The 19,219-nt window shown below is 44.0% G+C and carries 17 protein-coding genes; 7 read left to right on the top strand and 10 right to left on the bottom strand.

Annotated elements, in window-relative coordinates; translation table 11 throughout:
• Nucleotides 1-149: 149 nt before the first annotated feature.
• The 4 genes from K9M52_RS16995 (at nucleotide 150) to K9M52_RS16980 (ending at nucleotide 5,298) form a co-directional block, all read left to right on the top strand.
• Entirely contained in the window at nucleotides 150-1,475 is a 1,326-nt protein-coding gene (locus tag K9M52_RS16995) for a M16 family metallopeptidase (protein WP_224069634.1), read from the top strand.
• Between the two features lie 45 nt (nucleotides 1,476-1,520).
• A complete protein-coding gene (locus K9M52_RS16990) occupies nucleotides 1,521-3,605 on the top strand; it encodes a M16 family metallopeptidase (protein WP_224069633.1) in 2,085 nt (694 codons plus the stop codon).
• Nucleotides 3,606-3,741: 136 nt separating this feature from the next.
• On the top strand, nucleotides 3,742-4,551 hold the full coding sequence (locus tag K9M52_RS16985) for an AraC family transcriptional regulator (protein ID WP_224069632.1): 810 nt from the start codon (nucleotides 3,742-3,744) through the stop codon (nucleotides 4,549-4,551).
• A 174-nt stretch (nucleotides 4,552-4,725) separates the two neighbouring features.
• A complete protein-coding gene (locus K9M52_RS16980; RefSeq protein WP_224069631.1) occupies nucleotides 4,726-5,298 on the top strand; it encodes an NAD(P)H-dependent oxidoreductase in 573 nt (190 codons plus the stop codon).
• An 85-nt stretch (nucleotides 5,299-5,383) separates the two neighbouring features.
• Here K9M52_RS16980 and K9M52_RS16975 read toward each other — a convergent pair whose 3' ends face one another.
• Together K9M52_RS16975 and trxB are read right to left on the bottom strand one after the other, a co-directional pair.
• Nucleotides 5,384-5,767, bottom strand: a complete 384-nt coding sequence (locus K9M52_RS16975) for a dihydroneopterin aldolase (RefSeq protein ID WP_224069630.1) — start codon at nucleotides 5,765-5,767, stop codon at nucleotides 5,384-5,386.
• 43 nt (nucleotides 5,768-5,810) lie between these two features.
• Nucleotides 5,811-6,752 (bottom strand): thioredoxin-disulfide reductase, encoded by a 942-nt coding sequence (trxB, locus tag K9M52_RS16970; RefSeq protein ID WP_224069629.1) that lies wholly within the window; start codon nucleotides 6,750-6,752, stop codon nucleotides 5,811-5,813.
• A gap of 340 nt (nucleotides 6,753-7,092) precedes the next feature.
• On the opposite strand from trxB, the gene K9M52_RS16965 reads away from it, so the two are divergent.
• Nucleotides 7,093-8,055 (top strand): aldo/keto reductase, encoded by a 963-nt coding sequence (locus K9M52_RS16965; RefSeq protein ID WP_224069628.1) that lies wholly within the window; start codon nucleotides 7,093-7,095, stop codon nucleotides 8,053-8,055.
• A gap of 7 nt (nucleotides 8,056-8,062) precedes the next feature.
• Here the strand turns inward: K9M52_RS16965 and K9M52_RS16960 are convergent, their stop codons facing one another.
• The 7 genes from K9M52_RS16960 to porV all read right to left on the bottom strand — a co-directional run bounded on the left by K9M52_RS16960 (nucleotide 8,063) and on the right by porV (nucleotide 14,670).
• A complete protein-coding gene (locus K9M52_RS16960) occupies nucleotides 8,063-8,725 on the bottom strand; it encodes a hypothetical protein (protein WP_224069627.1) in 663 nt (220 codons plus the stop codon).
• A gap of 141 nt (nucleotides 8,726-8,866) precedes the next feature.
• Nucleotides 8,867-9,841, bottom strand: coding sequence for a deoxyhypusine synthase family protein (locus K9M52_RS16955; RefSeq protein WP_224069626.1), 975 nt, complete (start codon nucleotides 9,839-9,841; stop codon nucleotides 8,867-8,869).
• Nucleotides 9,842-9,944: 103 nt separating this feature from the next.
• The gene (locus K9M52_RS16950; RefSeq protein ID WP_224069625.1) at nucleotides 9,945-11,420 is read right to left on the bottom strand and encodes a murein hydrolase activator EnvC family protein; all 1,476 of its coding nucleotides are present in this window, start codon (nucleotides 11,418-11,420) and stop codon (nucleotides 9,945-9,947) included.
• A gap of 58 nt (nucleotides 11,421-11,478) precedes the next feature.
• Nucleotides 11,479-12,318 (bottom strand): DUF4292 domain-containing protein, encoded by an 840-nt coding sequence (locus K9M52_RS16945; protein WP_224069624.1) that lies wholly within the window; start codon nucleotides 12,316-12,318, stop codon nucleotides 11,479-11,481.
• Nucleotides 12,319-12,340: 22 nt separating this feature from the next.
• On the bottom strand, nucleotides 12,341-12,790 hold the full coding sequence (gene dut / locus K9M52_RS16940) for a dUTP diphosphatase (protein WP_224069623.1): 450 nt from the start codon (nucleotides 12,788-12,790) through the stop codon (nucleotides 12,341-12,343).
• Nucleotides 12,791-12,873: 83 nt separating this feature from the next.
• Nucleotides 12,874-13,356: a 2-C-methyl-D-erythritol 2,4-cyclodiphosphate synthase gene (gene ispF / locus K9M52_RS16935; protein WP_224069622.1), complete on the bottom strand. Its 483-nt coding sequence runs from the start codon at nucleotides 13,354-13,356 to the stop codon at nucleotides 12,874-12,876.
• Nucleotides 13,357-13,536: 180 nt separating this feature from the next.
• Nucleotides 13,537-14,670: a type IX secretion system outer membrane channel protein PorV gene (gene porV / locus K9M52_RS16930; RefSeq protein WP_224069621.1), complete on the bottom strand. Its 1,134-nt coding sequence runs from the start codon at nucleotides 14,668-14,670 to the stop codon at nucleotides 13,537-13,539.
• Nucleotides 14,671-14,843: 173 nt separating this feature from the next.
• On the opposite strand from porV, the gene K9M52_RS16925 reads away from it, so the two are divergent.
• Together K9M52_RS16925 and K9M52_RS16920 are read left to right on the top strand one after the other, a co-directional pair.
• A complete protein-coding gene (locus K9M52_RS16925) occupies nucleotides 14,844-15,887 on the top strand; it encodes a quinone-dependent dihydroorotate dehydrogenase (protein ID WP_224069620.1) in 1,044 nt (347 codons plus the stop codon).
• Nucleotides 15,888-15,952: 65 nt separating this feature from the next.
• A complete protein-coding gene (locus tag K9M52_RS16920) occupies nucleotides 15,953-17,146 on the top strand; it encodes a carbamoyl phosphate synthase preATP-grasp domain-containing protein (RefSeq protein ID WP_224069619.1) in 1,194 nt (397 codons plus the stop codon).
• Nucleotides 17,147-17,571: 425 nt separating this feature from the next.
• Here K9M52_RS16920 and K9M52_RS16915 read toward each other — a convergent pair whose 3' ends face one another.
• Complete coding sequence (locus K9M52_RS16915; protein WP_224069618.1) at nucleotides 17,572-19,209, bottom strand: SusD/RagB family nutrient-binding outer membrane lipoprotein; 1,638 nt, start codon at nucleotides 19,207-19,209, stop codon at nucleotides 17,572-17,574.
• Between the last annotated feature and the right edge of the window lie 10 nt (nucleotides 19,210-19,219).

The following is a 19,219-nucleotide window of genomic DNA, read 5'->3' as shown; positions in this document are numbered from 1 at the left end:
AACCACTTTTGTAGAGAGTTTTAAATTTTACCAGTGGGGTAGAAATTATACCCATTTATCCTGTAAACACTCCATTTAACCCAAAAACTAAGGCGTAGGAGCAAATTTTGCTTAAATTGCTGCACAATTAATGTGAAAACTATTTACTTATGCGTTTAAGATCAAAAGGCAGCATCCTGATTGCAGGAGCGCTGTTTCTATCCATGGCCTCGTCTGCCCAAAAAGTAAAGTTTACGGAATATGACCTGGACAATGGCTTGCATGTTATATTGCACCAGGACAATACTTCGCCCGTCGTGGCCGTATCAGTCATGTATCACGTGGGGTCTAAAAATGAGACACCTGGATTAACAGGATTTGCTCATTTCTTTGAGCACCTCTTATTTGAAGGCAGTAAGAATATTAAAAGAGGTGAGTTTATGAAAATTGTTTCTGCCAACGGTGGAAGCAATAATGCCAATACCACACAGGACAGAACCTTTTATTATGAAGAGTTTCCTTCCAATCAGCTCAAGCTCGGTCTTTGGCTGGAAAGCGAACGCATGATGCATCCCGTTATCAATGAGGTAGGGGTAAATACCCAAAGGGAAGTCGTCAAGGAAGAGAAAAGAATGCGAGTTGATAACCGGCCATATGGTCACCTGATGGAAGAAGTCTTTAAAAACCTTTTTGTTAAACACCCTTATCATTGGGTACCTATTGGTTCCATGGAGGATATCAACCGGGCGAAACTAAGTGAATTTCAGGCTTTCTTTAAAAAATTCTACGTACCGGGCAATGCTGTATTGAGTATTTCAGGAGATCTGGATATTGATTCAACCAAAAAGCTGATCCAATCCTATTTTGGGCCGATCCCCGGTGGCCCTGAAGTCGTGCAGCCTTCTATAGCAGAAATGCCTATCACCCAGGAGATCATTGATACGGCTTATGATGCCAACATACAACTGCCAGCTATTCTTACAGCCTATAGAACACCGGCAGAGAATTCAAAGGATGCAGTGACATTAGGCATGATCTCTTCCATACTTTCCGGAGGCGCCAGTTCCAGACTTTATAAAGAACTGGTGGATGATAAAAAAACTGCATTGCAGGTAGCTTGTTTCAACTATTCCTTAGAAGATTATGGCGCTTATCTGACGTTGGCAATTCCCAATGGCACGACTCCACTGGATAGTTTGTTAAAAGATATTGATGCAAATATTAAAGATATCCAGACCAACCTCATCAGTGAGCAGGATTACCAAAAGTTGCTCAATCAGGCAGAAATGAGTTTTGTCAACAGCAGCAACTCTAATCTGGGAGTCGCAGAGAACCTGGCGAATGGTTACACATTCTTTAATAAAAATACCAATCATATCAACGAACAATTAAAGGAAATCAGATCTGTGACCCGCGAACAGATCCGGGATGTTGCCCGAAAATATCTGAATAAGAATCAACGTCTGGTTCTTTACTATTTGCCTAAAGCCAAATAATGAAGAGAAATAACCATTTCCTATAATTTTTTAGAAACTTCTATTATGCGAAAAATATTCTTTATAGCCGTCGGCACCCTTATGATCTCTGGCGTTTTTGCACAAAATATCGACAGATCCCATGCCCCAAAGGCTGGCCCGGCCCCTGTGATCAAACTAAAAGATCCTGCCGTCTATACCCTCAAAAACGGCATTAAAGTCCTTGTTGTTGAGGATCACAAAGTCCCCAGTATCAGTGCTTCTTATTATATATATACCGGTCCGGTAAAAGAGGGAGAAAAAGCGGGTGCAATGGGACTTATGGGCGGTATGCTTAACGAAGGTACCCAACACATGAGCAAAGCTGAATTTGACCTGGCGGCTGAACAGGACGGGACGTCGATTTCACTAAATAATAATGGTGGCTCCGTCGCGGCCCTGGATCGTTATTTTGATAAAGGATTAGGGTTGTTAGCAGATGCTTTACGTTATCCGGCTATGCAGCAGAGCTCCTTTGACAAACTCAAAACCCAGGAATTAAATGGCCTTAAAAGCCAGGAAAAATCTATTAATGCTATTGCGGGTAATGTAACCGGTGCTCTGGCTTATGGTAAAGAAAGCCCGCTCGGAGAATTTGAGACAACCGAGTCGGTCGAAAAAATTCAGCTGGCCGACGTAAAGGATTATTATAAAAAATACATCACACCTTCAAATGGCTATCTGACCATCGTTGGTGACATTAAACCGGAGGAAGCCCGGAACCTGGCTGAAAAATACTTTGGTGACTGGACGGGTGCTAAAGTAGAAGTAGCCAAGATACCGGAGGTTGCCAATCCGGCGACGACAGAAATTGATCTGATAGACGTACCTTCGGCTGTTCAGTCTGTCATTAATGTGACAAATGTCATTTCACTCCCCATTGACCATCCGGATTATTTTCCGACACTGATCGCCAATCAGATTCTGGGTGGGGGAGCAGATGCCTACTTATTTAAAGATCTTAGAGAAAAGCATGGCTTTACCTATGGCGCCTACAGCTCCGTTAGCGGCAATATACATCAGACAAGGTTTAACGCCAATGCCGCCGTACGTAACGAAGTTACGGACAGTTCGGTGGTGCTTTTTATGCAGAATATCCAGAAAATCAGAGATCAGAAAGTTCCGGCAGATCTGCTCAAAGATACCAAAGCGGCATTTAACGGCAATTTTGCGCTCGGCACTGAAAATAAAGCCCGCATCGCCAGCTTTGCCAGAAATATCATGATCTATAATCTTCCCAAAGATTACTACCGTACTTATCTGCAAAAGATTAATGCGGTTACCGCAGGAGATGTTCAAAGAGTCGCCCGCAAATATTTCAATTATGCCAATAGCAGAATCGTCATTGCCGGTAAAGCAGATTCTATCAAGGCCGGTCTCGAAAAACTGGGCTACCCGGTGAAGATGTATGATAAGGACGCTAATCCTGTTACTGCCGAAGCTGCAGCAGCGGCTAATAAGCCAGCAGCTTCTGGCAAAGAAGTGATAACCCATTATTTGCAGGCCATCGGTGGTAAGGAGAGCGTATCAAAATTAACTTCTATTGCAGTGACTGGTTCAATGAAAATACAGGGGATGGATTTGCCCGTCACCATGAAACGTATGGCCCCTAATAAAGAAGCCATGGAAATGAGTATGAATGGAAAAGTTGTCAGTAAGTCGGTATTTAACGGAACGACCGGATATCAAATGCAAATGGGCCAGAAAAAAGACTTATCCGCCGATCAACTGGAAAGGTATAAAGACTCGAAAAGCCTGATCCCACAATTACATTATCTGGAAAGTGATTACAAGCTGGTGCCGGGCAAGGTGGTTAAAATTAACGGCAAGGATGCTAATCAATTAACGGTAACAGGTCCCTCCGGCAAATCTTCAGTAGAGTATTATGATGTTAACACAGGGCTGTTACTCCGGTCAGAAATAAGTTCGGATGTCAATGGCCAATCCATTCAGATTCGCACGGATTACGGAGACTATAAAAAGGTGGGAAACTTGATGATGAATTACAGTCAGGCGATGACCGTCTCTACCGGGCAGGGAAGCCAGGAAATGGCATTTACCTTTACCGATTACAAAATCAATGAGGGTGTCACAGAGGCCGATTTTCAATAAACGATCGGAGACTTCTTAATTAGTAAGCTGGAAAACAAAAAACGAGATTTCTAAAAATGGCCGCCGAAAAGGATTAAGATCCTCTTAAGGCGGCTGTTTTATTGGCAAGTTCAATGATTTGTCTATTAGCGGAAATATGAGTTACGTAGAGCATAAAATAACGGTGCCCGAAGCTTTTAGGGATGTATTCTCCCAGTTTTATTACGCTGAGAATAACACTGAACACTCCGTCACTAGAACCCTCGTTCCGTCCTATCAAATGTTCATGATCTTCATCTTTGGCAGCGACGGAAGGGTCTTTATCCAGGGTCCTGCCATAGAAAAGACTGCCATCGAAAAGTGTATCGTTTTGGGGCCGGTAAAAAGAGCTTTTGATTATACCCTTCTGACTAATACACAATTACTGGTCCTTAGCTTCAAGGATGACGCTTTTTATCGCTTTTTTGGCACCTCTGCCGATGCAGATAGGCTTCCCTTGGATCCTAATATTCTTGTATCCGACAATTGTTTTACCAGACTTTGGGAAAGTATGCAATTTATGAATGGCCCCGCCAAGCGAATCCGGCACATTTTACATTTCTGTACGCCTTACCTGAAAGTGCAGCCTCTTGCCGCACAACAATTGCTGTCCCTTCGTGGTTCGGTCATTAACCCAATTAAAAAAATCGCTGCCGATACGCATCAGAGCGAGCGCTCTATTCAACTGCACCATAAAAAATATCTGGGGTATTCAGCCAAAGAATTAGCAAGATATGACCGCTTTATGAAGGCCATCAAAATGATACAGGACAAAGCGATGAAAGCGACAAAAGAAAACTGGTTTGACATTATTGACCAGTGCGGCTATTATGACCAAAGTCAGCTTATAAAGGACTTTAAGTACTACATCCATCTAAGCCCCGTTAAATACATAGAGATGCAGCGAAGCATCTGCGGTATCTTATAACTGAGTAGCTTATTCCGGCTATGATTATGTCTTCGAATACGGGTTGGTATACTTACTTACCGTCTTTTACAGCTTATTTATTGCTTTTTACGCTGGTGAACCTGGTTTTCGTTTTCTTACAATTTTACCTGTGATTAGCCGTCTACTTTTGCCTTATCAACAACAAATACAATCATGAAGCATTTAATCATTTATGCGCATCCCAATCCGGGGAGCCTGAATGCGCAGCTTAAACAAACCTTAGAAGTGCATTTACGTCAGCATAACCATGAGGTAATTATCCGCGATCTTTATGCATTAAATTTTAACCCTGTGCTCTCCCGGCAAGATATAGAGGGACAAAGAAAAGGGCTGGTTGCAGATGATGTTCAACAAGAGCAACGCTATATCACATGGGCCGACTGCGTTACCTTTATTCATCCCATATGGTGGACAGGGCTGCCCGCTATTGCGAAGGGTTATATCGACCGTGTTTTCAGTTACGGCTTCGCCTACCGTTACGACCAGGGCGTGCAAAAAGGCCTGCTGAAAGGAAAACAGGCGGTCATAATCAACACCCAGGGTAAATCAAGTAAACATTACCAAAGCATAGGCATGGACAAGGCGCTGTCCCTTACCTCAGATACCGGCATATATAATTATTGTGGGTTTACCCGAAAGCAGCACTTTTTCTTTGAAAAGGCGGATCGGGCCGGCTCAGCCGATATTGACCAATGGAAAGATCAGATCTGTCGCATTTTCAGTTGAGGAAAGGAGCCTCAGGTTAAAAAACATTGGGCGGCATAGCTACCTTAACGGATATGCCGCCCAATGTTTGAATGATATACAGATGCTATTTAAGCAATCCCTGTCCTCCCAATAAATTGTCTCTGGTTTGTTGATAGGCAACACTCATAGATCCCGTAAAGCTAATAATAGGCGGATTGATCTTTTTAATAGATACCCGCACTTCTTCCGCCAACTGGAAACTTCTCAATATATCGTTACCGATATTAATGACAAGTGTTTCCAGTAAGGGCTCCGGCTTTTGCATATGCCGGCGGATCAAGGCGTAGACCTCAGAATAATCGATGGTTTCATGAATATGATAAGGCGTGGCTCTAGGGAGATAATATAACTCTACATCGAGCTTAAAATCACCACCAAGCTGCTTTTCTTCTTCATAAAGACCGTGACGGGCTCTGAACCAAAGATCCAGTAATTCTATTTTAAGCATATTTGCTGTTATGTTCGCTGTTCCAGAAGCTTAATTTTCTAGCCTAGGCTAGCCCTTTTTCGGTCAGGTAACGCTCTGCATCCAGGGCTGCCATACAGCCACTACCCGCGGCAGTGACCGCCTGGCGATAGATCTTATCCTGCACATCACCGGCAGCAAAGACGCCATCGACATTGGTTTTTGAACTTCCGGGAATAGTTTTAATATAACCGGCATCATCCATATCCAGATATTCCGCAAAAATAGCGCTATTAGGCTGGTGTCCGATAGCTACAAAGAACGCGCTTACAGGAATTTCTTCTGTAGCGCCGGATTGTGTGTTCTTAATACGAACCGCCTCTACTTTTTTATCCCCCAATACCTCATCGGTTTCACTATTCCAATAAACTTTGATATTTGCCGTATTTTTAACCCTGTCTTGCATAACCTTGCTGGCACGCATGCCGTCTTCTCCTTTTCTGACGATCATATGAACGGTCGAAGCCAGTTTAGAAAGGTATACAGCTTCTTCACAGGCAGTATCACCGGCACCAACAATAGCGACTTCTTTGCCCCGGAAGAAAAACCCGTCACAAACGGCACAGGCACTAACGCCATATCCATTCAATCGTTGTTCACTTTCCAGATTCAGCCATTTGGCAGAGGCCCCTGTAGAGATAATGACCGTATCTGCATCGATCCAATCTTTTTCATCGATCTGTACTTTATGTACAGGCCCTGTAAAATCAACTTTTGTGGCCAGGCCATAACGAATATCCGTACCCATTTTCTTGGCCTGGTTTTCAAAATCTACCATCATTTCGGGGCCTTGAATACCTTCCGGATAACCGGGATAGTTTTCTACTTCCGTCGTGATAGTCAATTGACCACCGGGCTGGATTCCCTGATATAGAACAGGCTTCATCCCAGCACGTGCAGCATAGATAGCAGCTGTATACCCTGCGGGGCCAGAACCGATAATCAAACAATGTACTTTTTCGCTCATGAATTTATTTTTAATAAAATGATTCGTAAATATACAGGAAGATTAAAATATCTTTCTTTTTCAATGCACTGTATCGAAGGGAATTAACAGTTTTCGGCTCTCCGCTGCAATAACATTAAAATTGATGGCTGCAAAGATAAGATCTTTTTGTAGACTAAAAGCCTAGACTGAAGGTGGTTACCGACTATCATGGAATACAGCTCACAAATGGCAAAACCGATTATCTTTTTAATTACTTCTGAGCCGCTTAACAAAGTATAATTGAGCTCTTTAACATAGTACCGAATGGAGAACAGCCCTAATTTTGCCAGGTCATTAACATAAACATCAGAAAAGAATCATGCAAAAAATAAACATTGGAAAGGCAGGCCCCCAAACAGGCAAATTAGGGATGGGCTGCATGCGCATGTCACCGGTATGGAACAATGCGGCAAGGCCCGAAAAAGAAAGTATTGCAGCCATACATTGCGCACTGGATCACGGTGTACAGTTTCTAAATACAGGAGACTTCTATGGTGCCGGCCATAACGAATTATTAGTGGGCAAAGCTATTAAGGATAGAAGAGACCAGGCCTATATCAGCGTAAAATTCGGGGCAGTCTTTGACGGGCATATGCTTGGGTTAGATCTCAGGCCCAATTCTATTCGTAATTTCATCAATTACTCCTTAGTGCGGCTGGGAGTGGATTATATTGATCTGTATCAACCCTGCCGTATCGATGAAGACCATCTGTTGGAAGACATTATCGGCACAATTGGCGACCTCATACAGGCAGGTAAAGTCAGACAGCTGGGCTTGTCAGAGATCACGGCCACACAGTTGCAAAAAGCACACAATATCTACCCGGTTGCGGCGCTGGAGTATGGCTATTCACTGGCAGATCGTACTTTGGAAACTGTGCTTCTTCCTTTGGCAGAACAACTGGGTATTACCGTTGTCGCTTTTGCGAGCACCGCAGAAGGGCTGTTGACCAGCCACCTGAGCCGCCCATTGGCAAAAAATGATTACAGGAATCATTTTAGCCGCTTTCAGGGAGAAAATCTAATCCACAATCTGAAAAAAGTGCAATTCTTAACTGACATGGCATCGGCTAAAAATTGCAGTACTGCCCAACTCGCCATCGCGTGGGTGAATACTCAACATAATAATATTATGCCGCTGATCAGTATGAATACGGTTTCCAGAGTCGAAGAGACCTTAGAAGCGATGAATATTCGGTTTACCGGGGAAGAGCTAGTCCAGTTGAACCAGGAATTTGCTCCAGGTGCCATATGGGGAGACACTTATCTACATCGTCAGTAAACTGTAGTCACAGAACATTGTCCAGATTGGCAGCTTTGTTTCCTTTATCAGGGTCCTTTTCGCCATCGTCGCCGGCATCGTCTTTTCGGGGATCGGTCTTCAGGTTTTTGGCCTTCTCTTTAGGTGCAGCTGAAGGGGTAGGGGTTAGCGGTTTCAGCCTGGCCCCGGAAGCCGTTTTTAGGGGCTCGTTTCCGGACGCAGCTTCTTGCTCACCCGTTTCAATACCGAATTCCTTTTTTAGCCGGAGCAGTTCATCTTTATACTGGTGTAATGTGATCTTTTTTTGTTTGTATAGATCCCAGATCTTCTGTACCCGGATATTATAGGCGCTGATTCGATTGGTGTTTTTTAACTGCACGAATTCATCGGCGATATCTACTGGCTCTTCCGGTAGCTTTTCCGGACTGGTAGCAGGTAGGGGGCCTGTACCTGGTCGCCCAGAATGGGTGGATTGCCTGCCATCGCCATCATTGTCATCAGGATCATCGGGCCCTTCCTGCTGAGATTGGTCGACTAAATAATTGGCAAGCACCTGTAAAGGCTCCATAATTTCCCGGATCTCCTTTCTGATAATCTTCTTTAACAGCTCACGTACCATAAAATACAGAATCACTAAAAAGATGAGTCCGAGCAGAATTTCCAGAATAATAAACTGAACCGTTACATACATAATTAAAATATTTGTTATCCTTAAAGTTATTCTATTTTTCAATGCCTTGCGCAAGTATTTTGCGTCAATAACAAACTAGCCACCGACTTTCCTTCAGAAAAGGGGTGGCTAGTTTGTTTGACCTTCGTTTGGAGACTATGTTTACTGCCCCAAAATCCAGGCAAAAATGAGTGGCGCAACAATCGTAGCGTCACTCTCTACTATATATTTAGGCGTATCTATATCTAGTTTACCCCAAGTTATTTTCTCGTTGGGAACTGCACCGGAATAGGAGCCATAAGAAGTTGTACTATCTGATATCTGACAGAAATAGCTCCAGAAAGGAACGTCTTCCCACTCCAGATCCTGATACATCATTGGGACAACACAGATAGGGAAGTCCCCGGCAATACCTCCGCCAATCTGAAAGAAGCCAACACCTTTTCCTCCACTGTTAGCTCTGTACCACTCAGTCAGATAGATCATATACTCAATACCGGTTTTAACGGTATGGACGTTTAATTCTTTTTTGATGACATAGCTGGCAAAAATATTACCCGTGGTGCTGTCTTCCCATCCTGGTACAATAATCGGTATATTTTTTTCCGCAGCAGCCAGTATCCAGCTATTCCTGGGGTCAATCTCATAGTAAGGCTCCAGGACACCGCTCAAGACGACCTGATAAAGGAACTCATGTGGAAAATACCTTTCTCCTTTAGCTTCTGCGGCCTTCCAGACATCCACCAGATGTGTCTGTAAACGCCTGAATGCTTCTTCTTCCGGAATACAGGTATCGGTAACGCGATTATAGTGGTTGTCCAGCAGTTCTCTTTCCTGTGCCGGGGTCAGGTCCCGATATTCCGGAACTCTTTTATAATGGGAGTGCGCTACCAGATTCATCACATCTTCTTCCAGGTTGGCACCTGTACAGCTAATAATTGCGATCTTATCCTGCCGGATCATTTCTGCCAGAGAAATGCCCAGTTCGGCTGTACTCATGGCACCTGCCAGGGAAACCAGCATTTTACCGCCGTCCTGAAGATGCTTTTCATATCCTTTTGCAGCGTCCATTAAGGCAGCTGCATTAAAGTGTCTGTAATGATGTTCGATAAATGTAGAAATCGGACCTCTGTTCATGTCAATATTATTTTTGCGTTTTTTCTTGTATAATTCTTATCTGCTTCAGGATTTGAAGTGGTAAAATTAAAGATATTTGGCGAGGATTCACCAGTCCATTCCCTTATCGCCCTTTGATCCAGGTCATTGGGTTCAGTGGATTCCCCTGGCTGTCAGTGACCATAAAGAAGACGGAAGCCACACCCGATAACCCTGTTGACATATGCCCCAGAATTGTACCAGCTTTTACTTCATCACCTTTTTGGACGGCAACATCTTTTAAGTTACTATAAGTGGTAAAATACTTGCCATGACGGACGATGACAGCATAGGTTTCATCACTGATAACGACAGACACGGTACCTGAGGCGACAGATTTAACAGTCGTATTTCCACCGGTAGCAGTCAGTTCAATGCCGTCGTTCTCTTCTTTGAGGCTCGTGCCGGGTATGGAATGTACCCCGTAGGCACCGGAAACAAATCCTCCTGTTACAGGCCAGGGAAGCTCCCCGCGATTCTTTTCAAAATCCAGGGATTGTGTTAATGTCTTTTCAGTGGATTCCAATACGTTATAGGACCGCCCAATACGCTGCGCATCTACATCATCTTTTTGCTCCTCACGTAACTTTTTGGGTGCATCTGTTGCAGCTGCAGTCTCTTTATCTGTACCTGCTCCCTGCTCGGAGGGATGGGTCGTCACCACGTCGTTTCCTGCATTGTCTTTTTGCGCCGCAGCAGCCGCTTTTTGTCTGGCAAGTTGCTCCTGACGCTCTTTTAAAACCCGCTGCTGTTCGGCGATTCTAGCCCGGCGGGCTTCCTCTTCCCTGGCTTTAGCTATACGCGCTTGCCTTTCTCTTTCTTTTCTTTCTGCTTCTTGAATTTCCCTGCGGATTACCTGACGCAGGACTTCCTGTAATTTTCTTCTTTTGGCAGCATTGGCGGCAATCTCTTTGCCGATTTCCCCCTCTCTGGATTTTAGATCCACGATGGCACTGTCTTTTTCATTGCGATCCGACTGCAGGGCTGCTAATTGGTTATTTTGTTGGCCCGCAGCAATTCGTTTTTCTGATTTAGTGTCTTCCAGCTTTGCAATATTGGCTCTGAGTACTGCCTGGGCCTTCTTAATATTATCCGCCTGGGTTTCCCTGTAGGCTCGATAACTTTTCAGATAAGCCACCCGTCTGATGGCCTCATTAAAAGAATTAGAAGAAAAAAGAAAATTAATATAATTGTACTTACCCCGATTCTTATAGGCAAAGACCAGACTCTGCGCATAGTTAGAGGTCAGTGTATCCAGCTGCTTTTTTTTACTTTCTACCTCAGCATTATATTTTTTAATTTTTCTATTCAGGTCCTCCATCTCCTCATTGATGGATTCGATCAGCGATTGGCGCGCCTTTATTTTCTTTTCCAGCAAGTTGAGCTCTCTAAGCGATAATTTTCTGGTTTTGCGCACCTGGGAGAGTGTTTCATTGAGTTCATCCAATTCTTTTTGGAGGCTCTTTTGTTCCTGCTGGATCTCCGTCCTTGTTTGCTGCCCATAGCTATACACCTGTAAGGTGCCCAGAAGTATGATGCATACAAACAATTTCTTCAACATAATGCTTATTTTTCTGCTTTTTATAAAGATTTAAAGTTAATCAACTCAGTTGATAATCTTATAACTCTTCGTAACTTTTAGGAATACTGAAAGGAAAACTGAGTGGTCGATTAAACTGTGCCTCTTTGAACTGTAATTTAATATTAGTGGTCTTCTTATCCTGTAATTTGATCTTACGATCCATCGCCATTTGAATCGAGTCCACAGTCTCGTAATTGTTATATCCCAGGGTGCAGCTGCGTTTAACACCGTTTTCGATCTGCTCGATCTTATTGCTTTTAAGCATCAGCCTATGCGGGTTGCTGATCACTGCAATAAAACTTTTAAATACGCTACCCTGCAAAGCCGCATACCACCGATTGCGGTTATGGCGGTAGGATCGAATCTCTCCCTTGGTGAAAATCGGATTACCCAGAATAATATTTTGCATATCGCCAAAGTTAATCGGCATGCGGGCGATCTCCTCCAGGTAACTAACAGGTCTTCTGGTTATCGTGTGTTTCAGCTTATCCATCAGTATCAGCGAATCTGGCCGAATCATAATTCTATACCCTTCAATGGCAAAAGGACCTGTAAGCGATATCCAGATCACACTATCTTTTTTCAGCCGGATGCTGGCTGTAGCACCAGCGCTCTGGTCATCCGTACTATAATCCAGCTTTACTTTGGCCTTCAGTGTACTGAACCGGCTGATTCGCTGGCTATCCAGACCTTCCAGTACGCTGCGCAGGCTGTCCAATTCGGCGCTTTGCATGCCCGGTGTCACTTTTACAACCCTGGAAGAGTCATTTTGCTGGAGCTTTTTCTGAATATGCTGTGCCTTTCTTGAGGCCGAACAGGAAAACAGCAAAACAGCACATAGACCGGCTGCTATCCCAATGGAAATATGTTTATTCATGTAATGCTTAAAGGTCACTATATTAATTTTTACCCGTATGTCCAAAACCACCGGCGCCACGAACAGTTTCTGAGAGACTATCTGTCTCGCGCCACTGGATTTGTTCTATCTGCTGGATCACCATCTGAGCAATGCGGTCACCCGCCTGTATGGTCTGTGGCTGGCCGGAAAGATTGACCAGGATCACCTTGATCTCACCCCGGTAATCGGCATCAATGGTTCCCGGTGTATTCAGGCATGTCAGGCCCTGCTTGACCGCCAGGCCACTCCTCGGTCTGATCTGCGCCTCATGTCCTACTGGTAATTCAATAAAAATCCCTGTTGGCACTAAGATTCTTTCCAATGAACCCAGAGTAAGCGGTTCAGTTATGTTTGCTCTCAGATCCATACCAGATGAGCCCTCTGTAGCATAGGAGGGTAGAGGGAAGGCGGACTTATTGACAATAGGGACTATTATATCATTATTTATCATACTATGTTATTTTTGTAGTCTGCTGCGAAAATACTTGTAAAAAAAAGATTTGCTGCTAAAGAATTGTTTCTTTTTTCCACCAGTTATTCAGTAGATTGCAGCAGTACGACAGCGTGCGCGGAAAGTCCTTCCCCGCGCCCCACAAAGCCCATTGTTTCCATTGTCGTTGCTTTAATAGAAACAGCGTCCTGCGGAAGTTCCAAAATACGGGCAATAACCTCTCTCATTGCCGGCACATAGGGTTTAATCTTTGGCTTTTCCAATAAAAGCGTTGAATCAATATTAACGACCTTATAGCCCTTTTCACGGATCAGTCTGTAACTGCGCTCAAGGAGTATCTTACTATCAATGTCTTTAAAATCGACACTGGTATCAGGAAAATGAGTGCCGATATCGCCCAGGCTTAGCGCGCCCAGCAGGGCGTCACAGATAGCATGTAAGAGTACATCGGCATCACTGTGCCCCAGTGCCCCTTTCTCATGTTCAATTTTAATACCTCCGATCCAGAGGTCTCTGTCCGATACTAACTGATGAAAGTCTATTCCCTGACCGATTCTAATACGCATAATGATTGTTCATATTATTATATTACAATATAAGTTCGCTAAAAGTACCAACTTTTAAGCGGCCATTCAGCCCTTGTGCATAAAAAAAGCGAAGGTAACCTTCGCTTTTTAAATTCCCGCCTTTTCTTGGGTACAATGTCAGTACACTTTCAGGCAGTTATCCATTTCCCAAATACTTCATTAATAGTTTTTAGGCTGTCCCAGATCAAAAATCAGGGAGAAGCGCAAGGTATTTGACAAGGGATTACGGTTAACACTACTACCGGAAGGTGCTAAATAAGCAAAATTGAAATTAAATACGTTGTATTTAATACCTGCACCGGCCGTAAAATAATGACGGTCGCCGGCACCGGCAGATTCTACATAATAACCGGCTCTTAAGAAGAACTGATCATTATAACCGTATTCTGCACCCAGGGATCCGGAGTAGGCGCTGTTACTGAAGGATTTTCCCCAGCTTTCAAATACTCCTGTATTATAGTAATCAGCCATTTCCTGGCTGACATCTTCTTCAGTACCTTCAAAATCTGGTGTTTTGGGCACCAGCAGATGATTGACATCCAAAGCGAAGGTCAGTTTGTTATCTTCGTCCAATACGGCGTGGTAGGCGCCGCCCAGGCCCAGGTTAGCCGGAATGAACTGTTTGGCATCAGGATCATTAGTATAGCTGATCTTGGTTCCCAGATTAGAGAGTGTCAGGCCAGCCGTTAAACCCTGACCGGATTCATCAAGGCCGTTATAGTAGCCAGACAGGTCGACCGCAAAAGCGCTACCAGACTTCATGTCACTGCTTTCCGTTCCATTTCCCAGGCTAGAATTTATATAACGGGCTGTCAACCCTATGCCGAAGCGTTCACTGAGTTTACGGGAGTAACCAGCTTCAATGGAGAATTCTTTAGGATTAGAGCTTCCCTGTAATGCTCCGTTCTCATCGGCAAACTGAATACTACCCAGGTTAAAATAGCGGACACCACCGCTAATAGCCTGCTGATCATCTATTTTATAATAACCGCCCAGTGTCACCAAGTATACATCGCTGGCTACATCCTTAAGCCAAGGTGTATAAGTGACACCTATCTGCCCGTTAGAGCTGGCGAAAGGTACTTTGGCATTATTCCAGAAGGTGGCATTCGCGTCTGGCGAAAGTGCAATACCCGCTTCCCCCATACCGCCCGCCCGGGCATCAGGAGAAATTCTTAAAAAAGGAGTTGCAGTTGTAACGATGTTGATAGGAGAGGTCTGAGCTTGAGCAATGGCTCCTGTTCCCAATAAAGCGCTAGCCAGGATGGCTGATTTTTTCCAGTTGAATCTCATATTTAGGTTTCTTAAGCTTTTTATAAAAATGGTATGCTTAAGCAAGCACCCATAGTTTTTAACTAAACGTAATAAATATTTGATTATTATCCGGGTGGGACGATTTTTTGCAATTATTCCATGATTTTAAAAGAAAGCCCTGCTTCCAATGATAACTAATTTATATTTGCGCCATGATTTACCCGATTTTACGTAAAGCTTTTTTTACCATGCCGCCCGAAAAAGCGCATTATTTTGCTATGAACCGGCTGAAGAACATCTGCAGCCTGCCGGGCGGCAGGTCAATAATCAACAGACTCTGCGCCCATCAGGATCCCAAACTAAAAACCAAGGTCTTTGGGCTTCAGTTTAGAAATCCTGTCGGCCTGGGCGCTGGTTTCGATAAAAACGCGCGATATTTAAGAGAATTGGAAGCACTGGGCTTTGGCAGTGTTGAGATCGGAACGGTCACGCCAATAGGACAGCCCGGCAATCCACAGCCTCGACTCTTCAGACTACCAGCCGACAAAGCACTTATTAACCGTATGGGTTTTAATAATGACGGTGCTGCCGCTATCCGGGCGCGGTTGGCAAACTGGCGGGAAAAGCAAGACCTGCAAAACGGCTTTATTATCGGTGGAAATATCGGCAAAAATAAAATTACCGAAAATGAAGATGCATGGAAAGATTATGTAATATGTTTTCAGCAACTCTTTGATTTGGTCGATTATTTTACCGTTAATGTAAGTTCTCCCAATACACCGGGGCTCAGAGCGCTGCAGGATAAAGAAAGCCTGAGAAAGATCTTCTCGGAGATCGAAAATATCAATCAGGGCAGGATCCGGCCTAAGCCGGTGCTACTTAAGATCGCTCCCGATCTCAACGAAGCGCAGCTCGAAGACATTCTCTCATTGGCAACAGAGATTAACCTAAGTGGGCTTGTGGCTACCAATACAACTATTGCAAGGTCAGGACTTACTACCGACGTTGCGGAGGTAGAAGCCATTGGGGCAGGGGGGCTGAGCGGCCGTCCGGTGAAACAAAAAGCGACACAAGTCATGGATTATCTCGTCCGGCGTTTACCGGAATCCATTCCGGTAGTGGCTTCCGGTGGTATTTTCACACCTGATGACGCCCGTATGCGGCTCAAAGCCGGTGCCCGGCTCGTCCAGGTATGGACAGGCTTTATTTATGAAGGCCCGGGCATCGCCGGAAAAATTTCTAAACAGTTGTGCTAAAGTTTTAGGCCTTCCCTTTTCTGCTTTGATGACGATTTACTACCTTTGCGCAATTCCTAAAAAATATGAATCATACAATCTCATCCAACGAATCCATTCCCTCCGCAAAGAAAAAAATCATCGTATTGGGTAGCGGCCCCAATAGAATCGGACAAGGAATAGAATTTGACTATTGTTGTGTACATGGCCTGCTGGCTATCAAAGAATGTGGTTATGAAGCCATTATGGTCAACTGCAATCCGGAAACCGTTTCCACAGATTTTGATATTGCTGACAAGCTCTATTTTGAGCCCGTATTCTGGGAACATCTCTGGGAAATCATCGAATTGGAAAAACCTGAGGGGGTTATCGTTCAATTGGGCGGGCAGACTGCCCTTAAACTGGCTAAACGTTTGCATGAACGTGGCATCCGCATATTCGGCACTTCGTTTGACGATATGGATATCGCTGAAGACCGCGGAAGATTCAGTGACCTTCTCAAAGAACTGGAGATTCCTTATCCCCAGTACGGTACTGCCTTTAATGCGGAAGAAGCCATTGAAGTAGCGCAGAAAGTCGGGTTTCCCGTGCTGGTACGCCCCAGCTATGTATTGGGCGGACAGCGTATGCGGATTGTACTCAATGACGAAGACCTGGAAAAAGCAGTCGTTAGTCTGCTCAAACACATTCCTGACAATAAAATCCTGATTGATCATTTTCTGGACCGTTGCCAGGAAGCTGAGATTGATGGTATTTTTGACGGGGAGGACTTCCATGTCATGGGTGTAATGGAACATATCGAACCTGCCGGTATTCATAGCGGCGATAGTAACGCGGTTTTACCTGCTTTTAATCTGTCTCCACTGGAAGTAACGACTATGGAGCATTACGGGGAAAAGATCGCCCGTGCTTTAAATATCCGCGGCCTGATCAATATACAGTTTGCCATAAAGGACGGAACGGTATATGTTATTGAAGCGAACCCCCGCGCCAGCCGAACCACTCCGTTTATAGCGAAAGCATACGGTGTGCCTTTCCTGAATATCGCCACAAAAGTGATGCTGGGAGAAAAGAAGCTGAAAGACTTTAAGATCGACAAAAAACTGGAAGGATTTGCCATTAAAGAACCTGTCTTCAGTTTCAATAAGTTTCCACATGTCAACAAAGAATTAGGCCCGGAAATGAAGAGCACCGGGGAAGCAATCCGATTCATTAAAGATCTTAGAGATCCTTATTTCAGGAAGCTGTATAAAGAGAGAAGTATGCACCTGAGCAAATAAGCCGGTGCATTAAAAAAATTAAAGGTATTTTTTACAAATGATTTCATTTTGTTTCGACCTTTGGCACAGTATTTGAAAATAAGAACGAAGAAAAAAGCGTATTTAATAAGAATCAATAGCTGGATTAGAACACCATTATAAATCGAATTAAAAAAGGAAATCTGTGTCCGAAAAACCTGATTTACCTATTCAACATATTTAAATTTTCTCATAAGCAGTTAGTTTTGGTTGCGGCCCCTATTTCCATAGGGGCTTATTTTTTTACATTCAGAGCCAACAAACAAAGCCCAATTTTCGCTTAATCCAATATTCTCTCATTGAGTTAGTAAAATCGGGCCTTTACATGCTTGATACGATAAGAGGTTGCCTGTTAAAGCAACCTCTTTTTACTTACAGCGTACTTGCAGCATTGCATCGCTTACATACTACTTTACATCCCAGAAGATCTTCGTTGTCAGGTTATCCTTATCCTTCACTTCATCATAATTTTTTGTATTGAAACTGCTTTCATTAGTCGGGTAGGTCCACCTGTTGGGCGGTAACTTCTGTAAAGAATTGGCATTATCCGGCAAAAATGTCAATTCGGGTAATTTCAGCCTGCGCTGTTCAGTCCAACTCTCAATGGGTTCCAGCACACTATAATTGATCCATTTTTGTGTAGCGATCAGGCTGAGTTTTGCCTGCCGGCTGGTTGCGGCCCCCCAGCTGATATGCGCGTCAGCTAAATAATTGGCAATTTCACTGGCTGTAGCACTGGCCACTGCCCCCTGAGAATTGTCACTGCTGTTGGCACGAAGCCAGTAATAATAAGCAATGGACTGCCGGACGCCATTTTCATAAGCAGATTTTGCCTTGCTGTCATTACCTGCATTCAGATAATATTCGGCCAGTAGAAAGTTGACTTCCGAAGCATCAATCAGGATGCCGGGCAGGTTCAGATTGTATGTAAGTGTCGAATAATTATATCTGGATACTTTAGCAGCATTATAGGTATTTTGCTGAACAGTTTGATTTTGTGTTGGATCTAATCCGACATACTTCCCCTTAGTGCTGTCACCGGGCTGAAACATGACCCTTAAACGTGGATCCTGGCTGGTGTTCATCAAATCGATCATTGCCTTACTGGGTACATCACCACCGCCCCAGCCATAGAGTCCCCTATAGAAGGAGGCATTTACACCGACATCCGTACCATTGTTAATTCCGGAAACGGTGCCGCCTCCGACATTTACACTGTTGAGGTTATACACGCGGATCAGCGCATTGTCATCATTGGTTAAGATCAATGGATACTTGGAAGGATCAGACAGGATCGCAGAAATTTCCTGACTTACTCTTGACTGGAAAGCAGCCACACCGGAAACACGCATAAGCATTCTCAATCTTAAAGAGTTACAATACTTTTTCCATAATTCAATATTACCATTATTAATAAAATCCTGGCTCTTCAAAATAGTGGCGACAGCCGGATCAATGACCATGGCGTTTAATTCATCTGCATAACCTTTTAAGTCATCCAGCATTTTAGTATAAATAGAATCCGCTCTGTCGTATTTAGCATAGGAAGCCTGGTAATTTCCATCATTGGTACTCAACAGGCCGGCCTGAGACCAGGGGATATCACCATGTAAATCAACTTGCTTCTGACTTTGGTCATAATAGAATATCGTCGCCGCAATAATATAGATCTTTTTAGCTGCCTGCTCCTCAGGACTTAAGGTATTGTAGACCCTCAAGAGATCCTTATACTGAGCGACAAACGTATAATAGTTTTGCCATCTGCCACCAATCGCAGCGGCGCCGGGTACATATCTGCCATTGGTATTGATGACCCCCACCGCCTGCGTCCAGGGCAGACAGGTATTTTGCAGCGTAATAAAATAATTACCGTACCGGTACATTGTATAATCCAGATTGGACGTTAATACCCCTGCGAATTGCTTTTCAAGCGTAGTCTCATTTAAGGTATTGGGCTGGGCATAGGCATCCTCAAAATCACTTTTAGAGCAGGAAATCAGCCCAACCGATGTACCAAGAATCAGCCATAAGATATACTTTTTCATATTCAGAATT

This window comes from Arachidicoccus terrestris (assembly GCF_020042345.1).
GTDB lineage: Bacteria > Bacteroidota > Bacteroidia > Chitinophagales > Chitinophagaceae > Arachidicoccus > Arachidicoccus terrestris.
The sequence above is the reverse complement of the archived record's forward strand: the minus strand, read 5'-3'. Positions and strand labels throughout refer to the sequence as shown.